At 65.5% G+C, this 18,346-nt stretch carries 13 protein-coding genes and 2 tRNA genes; 2 read left to right on the forward strand and 13 right to left on the reverse strand.

Annotation, left to right across the window (positions count from 1 at the left end):
* Nucleotides 1-14: 14 nt before the first annotated feature.
* The 6 genes from RIU96_RS11125 to RIU96_RS11150 all read right to left on the reverse strand — a co-directional run bounded on the left by RIU96_RS11125 (nucleotide 15) and on the right by RIU96_RS11150 (nucleotide 9,146).
* Nucleotides 15-2,195: a 3-hydroxyacyl-CoA dehydrogenase/enoyl-CoA hydratase family protein gene (locus RIU96_RS11125; RefSeq protein ID WP_144741074.1), complete on the reverse strand. Its 2,181-nt coding sequence runs from the start codon at nucleotides 2,193-2,195 to the stop codon at nucleotides 15-17.
* 6 nt (nucleotides 2,196-2,201) lie between these two features.
* Nucleotides 2,202-3,353, reverse strand: coding sequence for an acetyl-CoA C-acyltransferase (locus RIU96_RS11130; RefSeq protein ID WP_006839767.1), 1,152 nt, complete (start codon nucleotides 3,351-3,353; stop codon nucleotides 2,202-2,204).
* A gap of 98 nt (nucleotides 3,354-3,451) precedes the next feature.
* The gene (locus RIU96_RS11135) at nucleotides 3,452-3,898 is read right to left on the reverse strand and encodes a DUF4233 domain-containing protein (RefSeq protein WP_006839766.1); all 447 of its coding nucleotides are present in this window, start codon (nucleotides 3,896-3,898) and stop codon (nucleotides 3,452-3,454) included.
* A complete protein-coding gene (locus RIU96_RS11140; protein WP_144779265.1) occupies nucleotides 3,899-5,401 on the reverse strand; it encodes a bifunctional tetrahydrofolate synthase/dihydrofolate synthase in 1,503 nt (500 codons plus the stop codon).
* On the reverse strand, nucleotides 5,402-8,125 hold the full coding sequence (locus RIU96_RS11145) for a valine--tRNA ligase (RefSeq protein ID WP_311204992.1): 2,724 nt from the start codon (nucleotides 8,123-8,125) through the stop codon (nucleotides 5,402-5,404).
* A gap of 31 nt (nucleotides 8,126-8,156) precedes the next feature.
* Entirely contained in the window at nucleotides 8,157-9,146 is a 990-nt protein-coding gene (locus tag RIU96_RS11150) for a malate dehydrogenase (RefSeq protein ID WP_144741065.1), read from the reverse strand.
* Nucleotides 9,147-9,354: 208 nt separating this feature from the next.
* Between RIU96_RS11150 and RIU96_RS11155 the strand changes: the two genes are divergently transcribed.
* On the forward strand, nucleotides 9,355-10,146 hold the full coding sequence (locus RIU96_RS11155; RefSeq protein ID WP_144741063.1) for a TetR/AcrR family transcriptional regulator: 792 nt from the start codon (nucleotides 9,355-9,357) through the stop codon (nucleotides 10,144-10,146).
* 3 nt (nucleotides 10,147-10,149) lie between these two features.
* Here RIU96_RS11155 and clpX read toward each other — a convergent pair whose 3' ends face one another.
* The 6 genes from clpX to RIU96_RS11185 form a co-directional block, all read right to left on the reverse strand.
* Entirely contained in the window at nucleotides 10,150-11,436 is a 1,287-nt protein-coding gene (gene clpX / locus RIU96_RS11160) for an ATP-dependent Clp protease ATP-binding subunit ClpX (protein WP_311204993.1), read from the reverse strand.
* 96 nt (nucleotides 11,437-11,532) lie between these two features.
* The gene (locus tag RIU96_RS11165; protein WP_181730128.1) at nucleotides 11,533-12,645 is read right to left on the reverse strand and encodes a ribonuclease HI; all 1,113 of its coding nucleotides are present in this window, start codon (nucleotides 12,643-12,645) and stop codon (nucleotides 11,533-11,535) included.
* Nucleotides 12,646-12,674: 29 nt separating this feature from the next.
* Nucleotides 12,675-13,295: an ATP-dependent Clp protease proteolytic subunit gene (locus RIU96_RS11170; RefSeq protein ID WP_006839759.1), complete on the reverse strand. Its 621-nt coding sequence runs from the start codon at nucleotides 13,293-13,295 to the stop codon at nucleotides 12,675-12,677.
* Between the two features lie 22 nt (nucleotides 13,296-13,317).
* Nucleotides 13,318-13,911, reverse strand: a complete 594-nt coding sequence (locus RIU96_RS11175; RefSeq protein WP_040422464.1) for an ATP-dependent Clp protease proteolytic subunit — start codon at nucleotides 13,909-13,911, stop codon at nucleotides 13,318-13,320.
* 175 nt (nucleotides 13,912-14,086) lie between these two features.
* Nucleotides 14,087-15,475: a trigger factor gene (gene tig / locus RIU96_RS11180; RefSeq protein ID WP_311204994.1), complete on the reverse strand. Its 1,389-nt coding sequence runs from the start codon at nucleotides 15,473-15,475 to the stop codon at nucleotides 14,087-14,089.
* An 89-nt stretch (nucleotides 15,476-15,564) separates the two neighbouring features.
* Nucleotides 15,565-15,638, reverse strand: a tRNA-Pro gene (locus RIU96_RS11185).
* Nucleotides 15,639-16,079: 441 nt separating this feature from the next.
* On the opposite strand from RIU96_RS11185, the gene RIU96_RS11190 reads away from it, so the two are divergent.
* Nucleotides 16,080-18,146: a neutral/alkaline non-lysosomal ceramidase N-terminal domain-containing protein gene (locus RIU96_RS11190; RefSeq protein ID WP_144741052.1), complete on the forward strand. Its 2,067-nt coding sequence runs from the start codon at nucleotides 16,080-16,082 to the stop codon at nucleotides 18,144-18,146.
* 40 nt (nucleotides 18,147-18,186) lie between these two features.
* On the opposite strand, the gene RIU96_RS11195 is transcribed toward RIU96_RS11190, so the two are convergent.
* Nucleotides 18,187-18,261 (reverse strand) — tRNA-Gly (locus RIU96_RS11195).
* Nucleotides 18,262-18,346 lie beyond the last annotated feature (85 nt).

Consider the following 18,346-nt stretch of genomic DNA (forward strand, 5'->3'; position numbering starts at 1 on the left):
GTGTCGGGCGCGAACTAGTTGTTCAGCGGCTTGCGGGTTGTTGCCATGTGGGCGGCCCGGTCGCCGTTTTCCTGGCGAGCGAGCACGCCGGAGGCGGCGTCGACCTGGCGGTCCGCGAGCTCCGCCTCGGTGGCGGTGCCCTCACCGTTGTACACGCTGGCGAGCGCCGCGCCGATGGCGGCATCGGTCTCCGAGCCCTCGGTGTATTCCAGGGTCTCGGTCGTCAGCGGCAGCTCCGCGTCGGCCGGGGCGGTGTAGCGGCTGGCAAGCTCGCGGGCGAGTTCGAGAGCCTGCTCCACCACGTGGTCCGGGCTCATGATCACGCGGTCGTTCTCGCGCCAGAAGTCCACGTTAACCGCTGGAACGGGCTTAACGTTGAGCAATGCGTCATAGGCCACCTTGTGGGCATTCGGAACCCCAAGTTCGAGCAGTCGCTCAAGAAGACGTACGGGACCCGACCATGCCGGGAACAGGCCGACGGAGCGCTCGGGGAAGCCCACGCGGGTCTCGGCGTGGATGACCGATGCGTCGGTGTGGAGCAGAAGCTCCATGCCTCCACCGAGAGCGACGCCGCGCACGGCGCCGACAACCGGGTACGGGGCGCGGCGCAGCGCGTGCAGGCCGTCGATGCCCTGCCGGATGGTGGCCTGGCGTGCTTGCTCATCGCCGTTCGGGCCGGAAATTTCGGCTAGCCGCGGCAGGTTAGCTCCGGCAGAGAAGGCACGCGCCTCGTCGTTGGCGACCACGAGCCCCGTAAGGTCCCACTCGCCGGCGAGGGTGAACAGCTCGGTGACGTCGTCGGTCGAGGAGTTCATCGGGGTCTTGTACACGAACACCCCGATGCCGTCCTCGAGCTTGTACACGGTGGCGCCAGCGTTCTCCGCGATCACCTCAGCGTCCTTGACCAGCTCGGAGACGCGGACCACACCCTCACGCTCGGGCCGTTCGGTGAGGGTGCCGTCGGTGCCGAGGACCTTGCCGTCAACGTAGAACCCGCCGGCAGAGCGGGCGGATTCCAGCAGCGCCGGGACGGTGTCGAACAGCGAGGCGACGTAGTCGTGCCCGATAGCGTCGGCAAGCGCGAAGGGGCCCTTCTTCCAGCCGTAGCCGAGCTCCATGGCGATGTCGATCTGATCGACCGTGGCCGCAATCTCTTCGGCGGTGTCGCAGCAGTACTGCAGTGTAATACGGAAGACCTCACGCGCGTAGTTGCCTTCCGGGGTGCCGGACTCCATGAGCTCCTGCGGATCCTTGGGCACCTCGTAGGTTTGCTTCGGGCGGTAGTCACCCTTCTCGAAGTCGTAGACCTCGTCGCGGCCGCGGTAGAAACCGGACTCGGCGGTGCGGCCGGTGAAACCCTTCTCCAGCAGCTCCTTGAACTGCGGGGAATCGGTCACTCCGTAGTCCTGCATTGCATCGTCGGCAGGCAGGGCGGCCAGCAGTGAGCCCCAGATGTGGGGGGCAACCTGGAGGCCGACGTAGTCGAAGAGCCCGAAAACGCCGGTGCGCGGCACGCCGAAGGGCTTGCCGAAGGCGGTGTCCGCTTGCTCCGGTGCGATGCCCTGGTCAAAGGCGACCTGCGCGCCGACGCCCATCCAGAACGATCCGATGCGGTTGGCGATGAAGCCCGGGGTGTCGCGGCAATCCACTATGACCTTGCCGAGGTCGCGCTCGAGGACCTGGCGCAGTTTGTCGGCGATTTCCGGGCGGGTATCCGGGCCCTGGACGAGCTCGACGAGCCGCATGACTCGCGGCGGGTTGAAGAAGTGGGTGATGGCGAAGTCGCCCTTGAACTCCTCGCTGGACTCGGCCAGCAGGGTCTCCAGCGGGATGGTGGATGTGTTCGAGGTCACCGGGGTGCCGGGGCGGCGGTGCGCGTCCACCTTAGCGAAAGTATCGCGCTTGACGTCGATGTCCTCGAAGACGGCCTCGACGATCCAATCAGCCTCGGCGAGGCGGTCGAGGTGGTCCTCGGTGTTGCCAGGCGTGACGCGCTCGGCATACTCGGGGCGGGTGAACCCGTGGCGCTTGACCTGGGTCTCAATGCCCTTGCGGGCGCGGGCGTCGCGGTCGTCGCCGTCGGCGGGCAGGTCGAGCAGGTGGACCTTGATGCCGCCGCTGGCAAGAAGTGCGGCAATGCCAGCACCCATGGAGCCCGCGCCGAGAACTGCTGCGGTTGTGATGTCAGAAGCCATGTGTGCTTAAACCTCCAGGATGAGAGCGATTCCCTGGCCGCCGCCGATGCAGGCGGTGACAAGGCCAAGTCCGCCGCCGGCGTCCTTCAGGGAGTGGATGAGCTTGGTGATCAAGATGACGCCGGTTGCACCGATCGGGTGGCCGAGCGCGATCGCACCGCCGTTGATGTTGGTCTTGTCGTTGTCGAAGCCGAGCTGGTCGGCGACGGCAATGGCCTGGGCGGCGAAAGCCTCGTTGGACTCGATGAGCTTGATGTCATCGAGCTTCAGGCCCGCCTTGTCCAGGGCACGCGGCACCGCGACGGTCGGGCCGAGGCCCATGTACTTCGGATCGCAGCCTGCCAGCCCCCAGGAGACCACCTTGGCCATCGGCTCCAGGCCAAACTGGGAGAGACCGGACTCGCCGGTCATCACCAGCGCGGCCGCAGCATCGTTGATACCTGAGGCGTTGCCGGGGGTCACCGTGCCCTCCTTGTTGAAGGACGGCCGCAGACCGGCCAGCTTTTCGGCGCTGGTCTGGCGCGGGTGCTCGTCGACGGAGAAGTCGCCCACCGGCACGATCTGCTCGGTGAAGCGGCCGTTGGCGATGGCGTCGGCCGCGCGGTTCTGGGACTGCAGAGCGAACTCGTCCTGGCGCTCACGAGAGATGCCGTACTTGGCGGCGACGTTTTCCGCCGTGATGCCCATGATGCCGTTGCCCATCGGGTCGGTCAGCGCACCGGTGAGCCAATCCACCAGCTTGCCGTCGCCCATCTTGCGGCCCTGGCGCATGCCCTCGACCGAGTACGGAGCTTGGCTCATCACCTCGACACCGCCGACGAGGGCGAGGCGGGAGTCATCAGTCATCAGCTGCTGCGCCGCGCTGATGGCCGCCTGCACGCCGGATCCGCAGAGACGGTTCACGCCGTAGGCGTGGGAGCCCTGCGGCAGGCCGGCCTCGAGCGCGACGGCGCGGGAAGTGTAGAGGTCACGCGGGCCGGTGGTGACCACGTTGGCCCACACCGAGGAGTCGAACTGGTCAGCTGCGACGCCGGAGTCCTCGATCACGGCCTTGGCGACGTGCGCACCCAGGTCGATCGTTGAGATCTTGGACAGCGAACCGCCGAAGGTGCCGATCGGGCTGCGCTTGGCGTTGGTGATGTAAATAGATTCGGACATGCCGCTCCTTTGGAGGTTGAGGCTACTGCGTTACATGTCCTTCCGAGTCTAACGGAAGTAACACCGCCGGGTGGCGACGGTGGTCCCTACACACCCCGCTAGGAATCCTCCGCCGTCCCGAGGTGCTGTGTCACCAAGAATCCGCGCTCCATGCGGGCAATAATATCGGCGCGTAACCGGATGACGAAGAACCACACCACGGCGAACATCACGCCAACTGCCGTGACGGACCAGTGCACGAAAAACCCGAAGACCAGCGGGACCTGAAGCGCCAGGTTGATCCACAGCGCACCGGGCAGGCGCTGCACAAAAGCCATGACCGCGTGGGCGAGCCCGATGACCGTGATGTAAACCCAGTTAAACGTGGTCCAGTGCGCGCCATCATCGACCTTGAGCACCACCAGCAGGATCAAAAAGACGGTCAGCGACTCCATGATCAACGTTCCGGAGAGCACGCCGTTAAGCCCCTTCAAGGGGTCCTTGGCCGGCGCGCGCCCGGGGCCCAGCGGGCTCGTTTGCGGCCGGGACGGCTTCTTGGAGCTCATCTAGGGTTCCTTTCCAAACATGGAGCGGGCCTCGCCCGCCGTAACGACGGACCCGGTAATGACGACACCGGATCCAGATTGCACGCCCACCTCGGCGAGCGCATCCTCGGCAAGTTCGACGGCGAGCTCGTAGGCGTCGGCAAGGCGGGTAACCACGTGCACCCGCTCGTCGCCGTAAATCTCGCGCGCCAGCTCCGCCAGCTCGTAGGCGTCCATCGCGCGCGGCGAGGTATTTTGCGTGATTACCACCTCGGTGAACACGGGCTCAAGGGCGGCGAGGATGCCTGTGGCGTCCTTGTCGCCGAGCACGCCGAGGACACCGATGAGGCGTGTGAAATCGAAGTCGTTGGCAAGGGCGTCGGCAAGCGCGCGGGCCCCGTGCGGATTGTGGGTGGCGTCGATGAACGTTGTCGGGGTGGCGCGCACTCGCTCCAAGCGGCCCGGCGACTCCACTGCCGCGAAACCGCGGCGCACGGTGTCCGCGTCGAGGGGGCGCTCGGAGCTCGCGCCGTGGAACGCCTCAACGGCGGCGAGCGCGACGGCCGCGTTGCGGGCCTGGTGCGGACCGGACAGCGGCAGGAAGATGTTGGTGTATTCGTCGCCGAGGCCCTTGAGCGTGAGGTTCTGGCCGCCAACGGCGACCGTGGCTTCGGCCACCGTGAACTCGCTGCCGAGACGCGCGACGGTCGAGCCGGTGTCCACGGCGGCCTCGAGCACCACGCGCATCGCCTCCGGTTCCTGGTCGGCGATAATCGTGACTGAGTCCGGGTTGGTGATAATCCCGGCCTTCTCCCCCGCGATCTCGGTCAGCGTCTCGCCGAGGTAGTCGGTGTGGTCGAGGCCGATCGGCATGATCACGTTGACGTCGGCCTCGATGACGTTGGTGGCGTCCCAGCGCCCGCCCATGCCGACTTCGACCACGGCGACCTCCACGGGGGCGTCGGCGAACGCGGCGTAGGCTAGGCAGATCAGCGCCTCGAAGTAGCTCAGGCGCTGGCCGCTGTGCTGATCCGCCAGCTCCACGTACGGCGCGACCTGGTCGTAGATGGCAACGAACTGCGCCGGGTGGATGGGGGCGCCGTCGATGCCGATGCGCTCGGTGATCAGCTGCAGGTGGGGGCTCGTCGTGCGGCCGACCCGGTGGCCGAAGGCGCGCAGCAGAGACTCGATCATCCGCGTCGTCGACGTCTTGCCGTTCGTGCCCGCGACGTGGATGGAGCGGAAAGACGTCTGCGGCTCGCCCAGGTAGTCCATCACGAGGCGGACGCGATCGAGCGTCGGGTCAATCTCCGTTTCACCCCACCTTTTGAGCAGCTCGGCCTCCACGCGTCGCAGCTCGGCGATGTCGTGCTCGGTCACCGGGCGGGGTTTCGCCTCCTCGTCGGTGGGTTCGTCGCCTAGGCCACCGAGGTTGAGCTTCAGGCCCGTGTCCTCCAGCGAAATGTCGTAGTCCTGCGGCAGGTCACCCAGATCGGCGAAGTCGCCGGTAGCGTCGTTGACCATTTAGGCCTCCGGCAGGGACTCGAGGCGAGCGCTGATGCGTTCGAACTCTTCCTGCGCGATCTGGCGGCGGGCCTTGATCTTCTCCACGACCTCGACCGGTGCCTTGGCCAAGAAAGACTCGTTGCCCAGCTTCTTGCCGGTGGTCTCGAGCTCCTTTTCGGCCTCAGCGAGCTCTTTGCTCAGCCGCTTGCGCTCGGCGGCGATGTCGACGGTGCCCGAGGTATCCAGCGCCACGTCAAGCGTCGCCTGGCTTAGGCGCACTTCAACGCTTGCCGACGCCTCAAACTCACGCTCAGGAGTCTCCACCTTCGCGATCGAGCGCACCAAATCCTCCTGGCCGGCGAGGTCGGCGCGGGCAAAGTCGAGGCGGGCCGGCACCTTCTGCGAGGGCTTGACCCCCTGGTCGGAGCGGAAGCGGCGCAGCTCGGTGATCAGCTTGACCGCGTCCTGGATGCGGCGGCGAGACTGCGTGTCCCTCTCCGCGCCTCCGTTGGTGTCCTCGGCGGTGGGCCACGGCGCGAGGGAGAGCGACTCCTGCTCGGTCAGCGCGGTCCACAGCACCTCGGTGACAAACGGCATCGTCGGATGCAGCAGGCGCAGCACGACGTCGATCACGCGGCCAAGCACGATCTGTGTGCTGCGACCGCGGGCTCGCTCGGCATCGCTCGCTGACTCTGCGTCGCGCGGGATCTGGGTCTTGGCAATCTCCAGGTACCAGTCGCACAGCTCGTCCCACGCGAAGTGATACAGCTCCTCGTTGGCCTTGGCGAACTGGTAGTCATCCAGGTAGGCGTCGACGGAGGCGCGCACCTCCTCGGCGCGGTCGAGGATCCACCGGTCGGCGTCGGTAAGCTCCGCGCGCGCCGGCAGCGGGCCCACCGCGGCGCCGTTGAGTAGCGCGAACTTGGTGGCGTTGTAGAGCTTGGTGGCGAAGTTGCGGGCCGACTGTGCGTTGTCCTCGCCGATCGGCAGGTCGATGCCGGGGTTCGCGCCGCGCGCCAGGGCGAAGCGCAGGGCGTCGGCGCCGAAGCGCTCCACCCAGTCCATCGGGTCGATGCCGTTGCCCAGCGACTTCGACATCTTGCGACCCTTTTCGTCGCGCACCAGCCCGTGGAGGTAGAGGTCGGTGAACGGAACCTGGGGGCGCCCGTCGTTGCCCGCCGGGAACAGCTCCGGGGTTTGGGTGGCGGCGAACGTGCCGAACATCATCATGCGCGCGACCCAGAAGAACAGGATGTCGTAGGCAGTGACCAGCACGGATGTCGGGTAGAACGCCTCGAGCTCGGGCGTCTTCTCCGGCCAGCCCATGGTGGAAAACGGCCACAGCGCCGAGGAGAACCAGGTGTCCAGCACGTCCGGGTCCTGGGTGTAGCCCGCCGGCGGCTCCTCGTCCGGGCCGACGCACACGATCTCGTCGTTCGGTCCGTAGAAAATCGGGATGCGGTGGCCCCACCACAGCTGGCGCGAGATGGTCCAGTCGTGCATGTTGTCGACCCAGTCGAAGTAGCGCTTCTGCATCGACTCCGGGTGGATCACGGTGTCGCCGGAGCGCACCGCCTCGCCGGCCATGGCGGCAAGCTTGTCCACCTTGACAAACCACTGCAGCGACAGGCGCGGCTCGATCGCCTCGCCGGATCGCTCGGAGTGGCCCACCGAGTGGACGTAGGGGCGGACCTCCTTGACAATGCGGCCCTGGGCGGCCAGCGCCTCGCGCACCGCAACGCGAGCCTCCTCACGGCTCATGCCGTCGAACTCGGTGCCGGTATCGGCGATGCGCCCGGCGGTGTCCATGATGATCGGCATGTCCAGGTCGTGGCGCAGGCCCATTTCGTAGTCGTTCGGGTCGTGCGCCGGGGTGATTTTCACCGCGCCGGTGCCGAGCTCCATATCGACGTAGTCGTCCGCGATCACGGTCAGGGTGAGGTCGTCGCGAAGCGGGTGCTCAAACGTCTGGCCCACGAGGTGCGCGTAGCGCTCGTCGTCGGGGTGGACGGCGATGGCGACGTCGCCAAGCATCGTTTCGACGCGGGTGGTGGACACGACGAGGTGCGGCTCGTCGTCGTTAAGCGAGCCGTAGCGGATGGAGACGAACTCGCCCTCGACGTCCTTGTAGATGACCTCGATGTCGGACACCGCGGTCTCCAGCACTGGGGACCAGTTGACCAGGCGGTAGTCGCGGTAGATCAGGCCGGCGTCGAAAAGCTGTTTGAAAATTGTCTGCACCGCGCGCGACAGCCCCTCGTCGAGGGTGAAGCGCTCGCGCGACCAGTCGACGCTGTCGCCGATCGCGCGCATCTGCGACGCGATGGTTCCGCCGTAGTTTTCCTTCCACTCCCAGACGCGGTCGACGAACGCCTCGCGGCCTAGGGAGTGGCGGTCCTTGCCCTCTTCCTCCTTGAGCTGGGCCTCGACCTTGGTCTGGGTGGCAATCCCGGCGTGGTCCATGCCCGGCAGCCACAGGACCTCGAAGCCCTGCATGCGCTTGCGGCGCACGAGCGCGTCCATCAGCGTGTGGTCCAGGGCGTGGCCCATGTGGAGCTGGCCGGTGACGTTCGGCGGCGGCAGAACGATGGAGTAGGTCGGCTTGCCGGAAGCCGGGTCGGCGGTGAAGTAGCCCTTGTCTACCCAGCCGTCGTAAAGAGCCTGCTCGTGCTCGCGCGGCTCCCACGCTTTGGGCAGCGCGTCGGCGCGGTTTTTGCCTACCAAGTCATCTCGTTCAGTCACGGGCCTTAGTCTAGCCGTGCGTTGCGACGCCCTAAAACAGGCTATCGGCCACGGCGGCCTCGTCGCGCAGCGCGGCGATGTTGCGCTCAATGCGCTCGCGCTGGAACTCGCTCAGCTCAAGGCCCTCGACGACGCTGAAGCGCCCGTTGAGGCCCACGGTGGGAAAGCCGAATACCAAGCCCTCGTCGACGCCGTACTCGCCTGTCGACGGCTGCGCCACCGTGGTCCACTTCCCGCCGGTGCCAGCGACCCAATCGTGCATGTGGTCAACGGCCGCCGACGCCGCCGAGGCCGCCGACGACGAGCCGCGCACCTCAATAATCTCCGCCCCACGCTTGGCGACGCGCCCGATGAACTCGTCGAGGTACCACTGCCGGTCGACGCGGTCGCTGAGACTGTCTCCCCCGGCGCGCAGGTACTCGATGTCGGGGAACTGCGTATCGGAATGGTTGCCCCACACCACCAGGCCATCGAGGTCGCCGACGGGGACATTGAGCTTGGCCGCAAGCTGCGAGGCCGCCCGGTTGTGGTCCAGCCGCATCATCGCGTTGAAGTGCTCACCGGGGATATCGGGCGCGGCCTTGGAGGCGATGTAGGCGTTGGTGTTCGCGGGGTTGCCGACGACGAGCACGCGAACGTCGCTGGCAGCGCCGCTGTTGAGGGCGCGGCCCTGCTCCGTGAAGATGCGCCCGTTCGCCTCCAGCAGGTCTTCGCGGGACTCACCCTTGCCGCGCGGCTTGGCGCCGACCAGGAAGGCGGCGTTGACCCCGTCGAAGGCCTGCTCGGCGTAATCGGTGACGTTGATTGAGCTCAGCAGCGGAAACGCGGAATCGGCCAGCTCCATGGCCACGCCCTCGGCGACGTGCACGGCGTCCGGGATCTCCAGCAGGGTCAGGTTGATCGCGCGCTCGGGCCCCCAGACATCGCCGGAGGCGATTCTCCACAGAAGCGAGTAGGCGATGTTGCCTCCCGCTCCCGAGACGGCGACGTTGACGGGTTGTGTCGTGCTGTTGTGGCTCATGGCGCGTCCTGCCTGATCGTGGTGGTGACTTCCGCGTCCAGTATAGGCTGCTTTTCGACGCCCTCCTCCCCCCCCCATAAAGGTGGCAACGCGGGCGTTTTTGCGTTGTATTCGCCGGGGCTTTTGCACATAGGCAGTCGGTTTCGGGCATCATAGGGGGTGCATTGCAACGATCGCTTGCCCGAAACGCACTTTCAAAGGAGCACCCTTGGCCCACACGCCACGCGCGGATCTCTCCTCGGACCCCTCCGCGGAGCTCGGCGGATTCGCCTCCCGCGCGCCCGGCGGCGAAACCCGAGAGAGCCTCGACCGCGTTGTTGACGTAGCGCTGACGATGTTCGCGAAGGAGGGGTTCGCGAACACGAAGCTTGACGACATCTCCCGCCAATCCGGGATGTCCAAGCGCATGATCCACTACCACTTCGTGGATAAGAAGGCCCTCTACCGGCGCGCTCTGACTCACGCGATGCAGCGCATCACCCCGCCCGCCGACGTGCTCAACCGCTCCCACGCCGTACCCGTGGAGGGGATGCGCAGGTTCATCGACGCGATTTTCTACCGCTTCCAGGACAACACCGATGCCGTGGCACTGATGCTGCGCGAAAACCTCGACCCGGTGCTTGACCAGAGCGAAACGGCCGCGCTCAACGGCCACTCCGACGTTGTCCTGCACATGGAGCGCCTGCTTTTACTCGGGCAGGATTCGGGCGCGTTTCGCCCCGGCATCTCCGCCGAGGACGTGCTGCTGCTCGTCTCCTCGGTCTGTGTGTTTCGGATCAGCAGCCACAAGGCGTCGCTCGCACTCGGCCACATAAAGCTGACCAACCAACGCAACACCGAAGGGCTGCGCCGCATGACCATCGACATGGTGCTCGGGTTTTTGACCTCGAACATCCCCGACTCGGGCTACGCCAGCTATCTGGAGGCCGCCGCCACCCCGGCGCAGCCGAGCACGGCGCCCTCGGATTCCTACGGCATCGAGGAACCCGAGCTGTACTAGCCGCTAGGCGGTTTTTCCTTCTGACTTCGCCTCGGTGACGTACTCCGGGTCCGCCTCCCCGCGCACGACCGCCGCGTTAATGACCACCCGGGTGACGTCCTCGCGATCGGGCAGGTCGAACATGACCGGGACGAGCAGCTCTTCCATGATGGCGCGCAGGCCTCGCGCGCCGGTCTTGCGCTCCGCCGCCCGGTCCGCGATCTCGCCGAGCGCGTCGTCGGTGATCTCCAGCTCCGCGCCGTCGAGAGTAAACAGGCGGGCGTACTGCTTGACCAGCGAGTTCTTCGGCTCCTTGAGCACGCGAACGAGCGCGTCGCGGTCGAGGTCCTCGACGTTGGCGAGGATGGGAAGGCGCCCAATGAACTCGGGGATGAGCCCGAACTTCACAAGGTCTCCGGGCATGACCTTGCCCAGCAGGTTGGCGTCTTCACGCTCGCTCTTTGAGTCGATCTCCGCGCCGAAGCCGATGCCGCGCTTGCCGACGCGCTCGGCAATCACCTTGTCCAACCCAGCGAACGCGCCGGCGACGATGAACAAGATGTTGGTGGTGTCGATCTGGATGAACTCTTGGTTCGGGTGCTTGCGGCCGCCCTGCGGCGGGACGGAGGCGACGGTGCCCTCAAGGATCTTCAACAGGGCTTGCTGGACGCCCTCGCCCGACACATCACGCGTGATCGACGGGTTTTCGGACTTGCGCGAGATCTTGTCGACCTCATCGACGTAGATAATGCCGTGCTGGGCGCGATCGACGTCGAAATCGGCGGCTTGGAGCAGCTTGAGCAGGATGTTTTCCACGTCCTCGCCCACGTAACCGGCCTCGGTCAGGCTGGTGGCGTCCGCGATAGCGAACGGCACGTCGAGCATCCGCGCCAGCGTATGCGCGAGGTAAGTCTTGCCCGAACCCGTCGGCCCGAGAAGCAAGATGTTCGACTTGGCGATCTCGACGTCGTCGTCACGCTTGCGGCTGCTCAGCGAGGCCGGGGACTGCGAGCGGATGCGCTTGTAGTGGTTGTACACGGCAACCGCGAGGGTGCGCTTGGCCGTGTCCTGGCCAATGACGTACTGGTCGAGGAAACCCACGATCTCGGAGGGCTTGGGCAGCTTCTCCGCGTCCGCGTCGTTGGCCCCCTGCGAGCCGGCGAGCTCTTCCTCGATGATTTCGTTGCACAGCTCGATGCACTCGTCACAGATGTAAACACCGCCACCGGCGATGAGCTTCTTCACCTGCTTCTGACTCTTTCCGCAGAAGGAGCACTTGAGCAGGTCAGCGCTTTCTTGCATGTGTGCCATTCGGGTTTTGCTCTCGCTTCGTCTCGGGTATGTGTCCCTTCACTCTAGTAAAGGGGTCAAGTTGGCCGTGCCCAGCCGCGCTTAAGGCCGTGGTAATTACGTGGTTTTCGGCGCTTGGCCGCGCCCTCTGCGCCCCCGGCGGCGTCTCTTGCGTCGCCGCGGCGCCCCGCCCTCCGTTGCCTCCGCCAGCGAGGACGCGATCCCCTTCTTCAACGCGGCTTCGGAGGCCTCCTGGGGGTGCACTGAGGCGCGCATCGCCAGGTACGCGATCTGGTCCGCGGCCTTGTTCAGCGGGTCGCCAGAGTGACCGAGGACCCGCTTGAGGGTGAGGTCCAGCGACTCAGACGCCTCGCGCCACGCTTCGTAGTAGTCGCGGCGCACGTTGCCGCGAATGCCACCACGGCGGCGCCCGTCGGTTCCCCGCTTGTGCATCCCGTGGGCCGCGGCTAGAGCTCCGGCGGAGTCGCTCTCGATCGTCGCGCTTCGCGCACCGACGCGCACGGCGTAGCGCAGCGCCTTGGTCAGCGCCACCAGCTCGAGGTCGTCGATGCTCGCGGTGGTGGATTTCGTCTCCACCTCGTAATCGCCCGTCGACGCGACGAAGCAGACGCTACCCGTGGAGTGCGTGTCCGACGACGCGTCGCACGAGATAGTGACCGCATCGACGTCGCGCGCCTCGGTGCGCGAGTAGCTTGGCAGCCACTGAGTTTCCGGCGCGGCCTCTTGAGCCGCTTTTCGACGCCTGCGCCGCTCACCTTCAGGCACGCGTATCGACGTCGCCTTGCGCCGGCGCTGCATCAAGCTTGTCGCGCGTCGGACGGCCCTGTTCTGCGGCGAAAACGACCCCGAGACATCAAAGCCGGCCTTTTGCAGCAGCGAGCGCAGCGCGATCTGACGCTTGCCCGTGACCACCCACACGTCGCGCGCTGAGACGTTCAGTTTTGCCAGCTCGGCCTCGAGCGCCTCGATCGCCAACGGGTCGGGGTCGCGCTCGGCAACCCCGTCCTCGCAGACGCTGCGCCGGTTCTTGCCACCGTCGATCGCGATGATCCAGCCCTTGCGCTCCGCGTCGTTGCCGGACTTCCACGGCTCCTCCCACATGGCGATGGCCACGTGCACGCGGCGCGACACCTGTTCTGCGGTTACTTCACGGGTGGCGTAGGTGCGCGAGGATGACCCGCCCAGGGTTCCTAGCGATATTTTCTCCATGTTCCCCACGTCAGCGGGCCCTCGTACTCCTAACGGTTGAGCTTGCGGTAGTCGAAGACCTGGTCGATGATGCCGTACTCCACGGCTTCGTCGGCGGTGAGGATCTTGTCGCGGTCGGTGTCTTTGCGGATCTGCTCGGCACTGCGCCCGGTGTGCTCAGCCAAGGTCGACTCCATCAATCGACGCATGCGCTCGATCTCCGCGGCCTGGATTTCCAGATCCGAAACCTGGCCTTGCGTGCCCTGGGTCGCGGGCTGGTGGATGAGCACGCGCGAGTTGGGAAGGGCTGCGCGCTTGCCGGGGGCGCCGGCGGCGAGGATCACGGCGGCGGCCGATGCCGCCTGACCCAGGCAGACAGTCTGCACGTCGGGGCGCACGTACTGCATGGTGTCGTAGATAGCCATCAGCGCGGTGAAGGATCCACCCGGAGAGTTGATGTACATGGTGATGTCGCGATCCGGGTCCTGCGATTCGAGCACGAGCAGCTGCGCCATCACATCGTTGGCGGAGGTGTCGTCTACCTGGGTGCCGAGAAACACGATGCGCTCTTCGAAGAGCTTGCCGTAAGGGTCGATCTGCTTCGTGCCGAAGGAGGTTTCCTCCAAAAACTGCGGCAGAACGTAGCGGGAGGTGGGCATCTGGAAATTCATGGTAAAAGTCTCCTTGTTCTGCTTAGTTGCCGACGGTTCCGTCGGTGGCCTGGCGTGCGTCCGAAATAACGTGGTCGACGATGCCGTATTCCTTGGCTTCCTGAGCGGTGAACCAGCGGTCTCGGTCGGAGTCCTTGGTGATCTGCTCAAACGTCTGGCCGGTGTGCTCGGCGATGAGCTCGGCCATCTCGCGCTTCGTCGCTGCGAACTGCTCGGCCTGGATCGCGATGTCCGCGGCCGTGCCGCCGACGCCCGCCGAGGGCTGGTGCATCATGATGCGCGCGTGCGGCAGGGCGTAGCGCTTGCCCTTGGTGCCTCCCGAAAGCAGGAACTGGCCCATGGAAGCCGCCAGGCCCATCCCGTAGGTCGCAATGTCGCAGGGCGAGTACTTCATGGTGTCGTAAATGGCCATGCCTGCGGTGACGGATCCGCCCGGGGAATTGATGTAGAGGGAGATGTCGCGGGTCGGATCCTCGGCAGACAGAAGCAGGATCTGGGCGCAAAGCTTGTTGGCGATCTCGTCGTCGACCTGCTGGCCGAGAAAAATAATGCGCTCGCGCAGCAGGCGCTCGTAGACGGAGTCGCCGAGGTTCATTCCGGGTTGCGGAGAAGTCATTTTGGCTCCTTAGGCGTAAAAAGTGTTCAGCGGTCAATGCCACCACACTACTAGCCGGTTTCGGCTTGTGAAGCGGTGTTCGCTACGGGCGTACGCAGTGCTTGTTGAGCGCTTTCGCTGACAAGGAAACCCCCCGCCAGGAAGCGGAGGGTCTCACACGGTTGCGTGCGGCGGCTTAGGACTCGGAGGACTCAGTGGACTCGTTGGCCTCGGACGCGGTGCTTTCCTCAGCGGACTCGTCCTCGATCTCGCCGAAGTACTCGTTCGGGTCGACAGAGTTGCCCTCGGAGTCGGTCACGGTCGTACGCGAGATCGCGGCGGCAAGCGCCTTGCCGCGACGCACGTCGGAGAAGAGGTTGGCAATCTGGCCGGACTGCTGCAGCTGGGCGACGAACTGGTTCGGGTCCATGCCGTAGGACTGCGCGGTGAACAGGATGTGGTCGGTCAGCTCCTGCTGGGAGACCTCCGGTTGCTCCTGCTCTGCAAGGGCATCGAGGAAGAGCTGGGTGCGGACGGACTCTTCGGCCTGCTCGCGGGTCTTGGCGTCGAACTCCTCGCGGGTCGTGCCCTGGGCCTCAAGAAGCTGGGCGAGCGCGTTCTCGTCGTGCGCCATCTGGCCCAGGAGCTGGTGCAGCTGGTTGTGCGCCTGCTCCTCCACAATGGACTCCGGCAGGGCGAACTCGGACTGCGCCAGGGCCGCCTTGAGCACCTCGTCGCGGATCTCCGCGGCCTGCTCGGCCTTCTTCGTCTCCTCGAGCTGGGTCTTGGTGGACTCGCGCAACTCCTCGACGGTGTCAAACTCGGAAGCCATCTGCGCGAACTCGTCGTCAAGCTCCGGCAGGATGCGCTCCTTGGTCTGCTGCACGTGGACCTTGACGGCTGCTTCCTCGCCCTTGTGCTCGCCGTACTCGATGGTTGCGGTGAACTCGGCATCCTCGCCGGCCTTCAGGCCCTTGACTGCCTTGTCGAGGCCCTCGATGAGGTCGTCGGAGCCAACCTCGTAGGACAGGCCCTCGGTGGAAGCCTCGTCGATGGTCTCGCCGTCGATCTCGGCGGTCAGGTCGATGACGGCGAAGTCACCCTTCTTCAGCTTGCGGGTGGTGTCCTTCAGCTCGCCGAAGCGGGCGCGCAGGTTGTCGAGCTCCGCGTTCACGGCGTCGTCGTCAACGCTGAGCGCCTCGACGTTGACGGAGATGGCAGAGAAGTCCGGCACCGTGATCTCCGGGCGCACGTCAACCTCGGCGGTGAACTCGACCACGTCGTTGTCCTCGATCTTGGTGATGTCAATCTGCGGCTGACCCAGCGGGGTGAGCTCGTGCTCTTCTATCGCCTGCTCGTAGCGCGAGGGGAGCATGTCGTTGACAACCTGCTCGAGGAGGGGACCGCGCCCAAATCGGGCGTCGATAAGCTGGCGCGGAGCCTTGCCGCGACGGAAACCGGGGATCGTGACCTGCTGGGCGATCGCCTTGTACGCCTGGTCGATCTCGGTGCCGAGCTCATCGAACGGAACGTTCACGGTCAGCTTGACGCGGGTGTCGCTGAGCTTATCGACGGTTGTTTTCACGGATGTCTCCTGTAGTGGTTCTAAGTTACGTAGTCTTTTGAAAATACCTGCCACGGCCAGTCATCTGCCCGGCGGCTGATTGGCCATTGTCGGGGCGACAGGATTTGAACCTGCGACCCCCTGCTCCCAAAGCAGGTGCGCTACCAAGCTGCGCCACGCCCCGTATCCGACTACTGCAAGCCGTCTGGCCCACGGTTTCACGATTGTAGCGTGAGCGATTTCCCGCGCTCGCCATTGGGCCGGTTTTGGGCTCTGCCGCCGGCTCAGGTTGGGATCACGGAGCCGCTGGAGTCGCGAAGGTCCGCGCCTGCGCACTTGTCGCAAGGGCCGAACCGAGCCGCCGAGAAGCTGCGTCCGAGGCACCTTGCCCGAAATCGGGATTCTTCCGTTTGGCCCTAAAAATGTTTTGCAAACCTACGTGTCCGAACCGAGAATTTGCAAAGATCTTTGTAGACCTTCGTCAGCGTGAGAAAACGGTGCACATCCTCATCTCAGGGTGTGGGCACTACCCAACCGCGTAGGCGTTCGCCACTGGATCTATGTGGATCGGTTCGTCGGAGTCAACCGCATAACTCAAGGTAACCGGCAGGAAAGGATTGTCACCATGAGCACCGAGAAACCCGTAGCGCGAACGGTGAGTCGCCGCACCTTCCTTGGTTCAGCGGCAGCAACCGTCGCGTTCGCCGCTGTGACGTCGGGCCCTGCCCACCCCGCCGCCAACGCTTCCGCGCCCAACGCGGCAGATGGGACGGGCGCCGCCGGGGTCGCCATGAACGTGGGCCGGGGCATGGCGGACATCACCGGCGAACCCCTCGGCGCCGGGATGAACGGCTATGCGGTGCCGAAGCAGATCTCGTCTGGTCTCCACCAGCGCCAGTTCGCCCGCGCGTTCGTCTTCGACGACGGAAACGGGGGCCGCGTGGCCCACGTGACCGTCGATATGGGGCTGATGTTCCAGGCAATTCATCTGGAAGTAATCCGCCGCTTGCAGGCGCGATTCGGGAACCGCTACCACGACGGCAACGTGCTCATCGCGGCGACACACACTCACGTCGCGCCCGGAGGCAGCTCGGGGCACCTTTTGGTGGACATCACCACGTTCGGGTTCCGGCCGGTCACGTTCGAGGCCTACGTCGCCGGCATCGTTTCGGCCGTCGAGCGCGCCGACGCGGACGTCCAGCCAAGCACCGTCTCGCTAACGCGAGGCCAGGTTCACGATGCGGGAGTGAACAGGTCCAAGGCCGCATTCGACCGCAACCCCGAGGAAGACAAGGCCGTGAACCCGGACGGCGTCGACCGGGAGTCGGCGACGTTGCACGTGCTTCGCGACGGCCGGTCGGTTGGTTTCATCAACTGGTACGGAATTCACCCCACCACGTTCGGCCCGGAGCACACCCTCATTTCGGGCGATAACAAGGGCTACGCCGCCTGGCTCGCAGAGCACCGCGCGGGCGTCGATCACTGCGACCCGGCCAGCGCGCCGTTCGTCGCCGCCTTCGCAACCTCCACCCCAGGCGACGTCACGCCCAACCACGGGCTGCACCCGCACAGCGGGCCGGGGGGCGAGGACGAGTACGCGTCGGCGAGGATTCTGGGGCTGCGCCAGCTCGATGGGGTTAGTGGTCGTCCGATCGAGCTTGCAGGGGGTGGGATTGATTCGCGGCACCGCTGGGTGAACATGCGCAACGTTTCGGTCGACGGAAGGTGGACCACCGACGGCCGCCCAGGAAAAACCGGGCCCGCCATCTTGGGGGCGGCGTTTGCCGCATCCTCGCAGGAAGACGGCGGTGGCGAACCCCTGCTCGGGTTCAACGAGGGTGAGCGCGGCGGCACCCCGTGGGTGCAACAAGTGAACAAGGTTGTCGTGCCACCCTCGGTAGCTGAAGTTCATGCGCCGAAAGAGATGCTCCTGCCCGTGGGCTACATCGACGGGCTCGTGCAGCAGACCGACCTTTTCCTTGTCCACCGCATCGGCGGCGTCGTCATCGCGTCGTTGCCCTTCGAACCGACGGTGACCGCCGGTCTGCGCATCCGCCGGGCTGTGGCGGAAGCCCTCGACGTGCCCTTCGACGCGGTGATCGCGCAAGGCTACGTCAACGGCTACTCCCACTACTTGACTACTCCCGAGGAGTACGAAACCCAGAACTACGAGGGTGGCGCGACGCTCTTCGGGCGGCACGGGCTGCCCGCGGTCGTCCAGACATTCGACCATTTGTCGTCCGCGATGGCCCACGGCATCCCCGTCGATCCCGGAGCCCCAGAGAAGGACCTCATGGGACTGATTCCTCACTCCCCGACGGGTAACCCCTTGGTTGATCTCGCGCCACTCGGCACGACGTTCGGTGACGTCATCTCCGGCCCCACGGGCCCGGTTGCGGCTGGGTCAACGGTCTCCGTCACGTTCGTCGGCGCCAATCCAAACTCCGACCTGCGCCATGAGCGTGGCTTCTTCTTCGTCGAAACGGCAGACGGTCGACGGGTTGCTGACGATTCGCACGAAGACACCGTTATTGAATGGGCCAGCAACTTCGGCCAGGTGAACACGACGATTACGTGGCACACTGCCGCGGCGGGTCCGGGCGAGTACGTGATCAGGTACTTCGGGTCGTCGCGCAGCCTGACTGGAAACTTGACTCCCTTTGAGGGAACAGCGCAGGTGACGGTGCAGTAGCAGTATCACGCGGGCCCGGCCCGTGGTGCTGTTGTGAAAGTGGAGGGAATGACGGGAATCGAACCCGCGTCTTCAGCTTGGAAGGCTGAGGTATTAGCCACTATACGACATTCCCTTGCGGTAACGCGGGTCATAGTTTAACGCACGGCACCGCTGCCACCAAAAGGGGAACTAATCTCGCGCCGCGGTCGTTTTACATG

The sequence above is a fragment of the Corynebacterium sp. Z-1 genome (assembly GCF_031844665.1).
Lineage (GTDB): Bacteria > Actinomycetota > Actinomycetes > Mycobacteriales > Mycobacteriaceae > Corynebacterium > Corynebacterium sanguinis.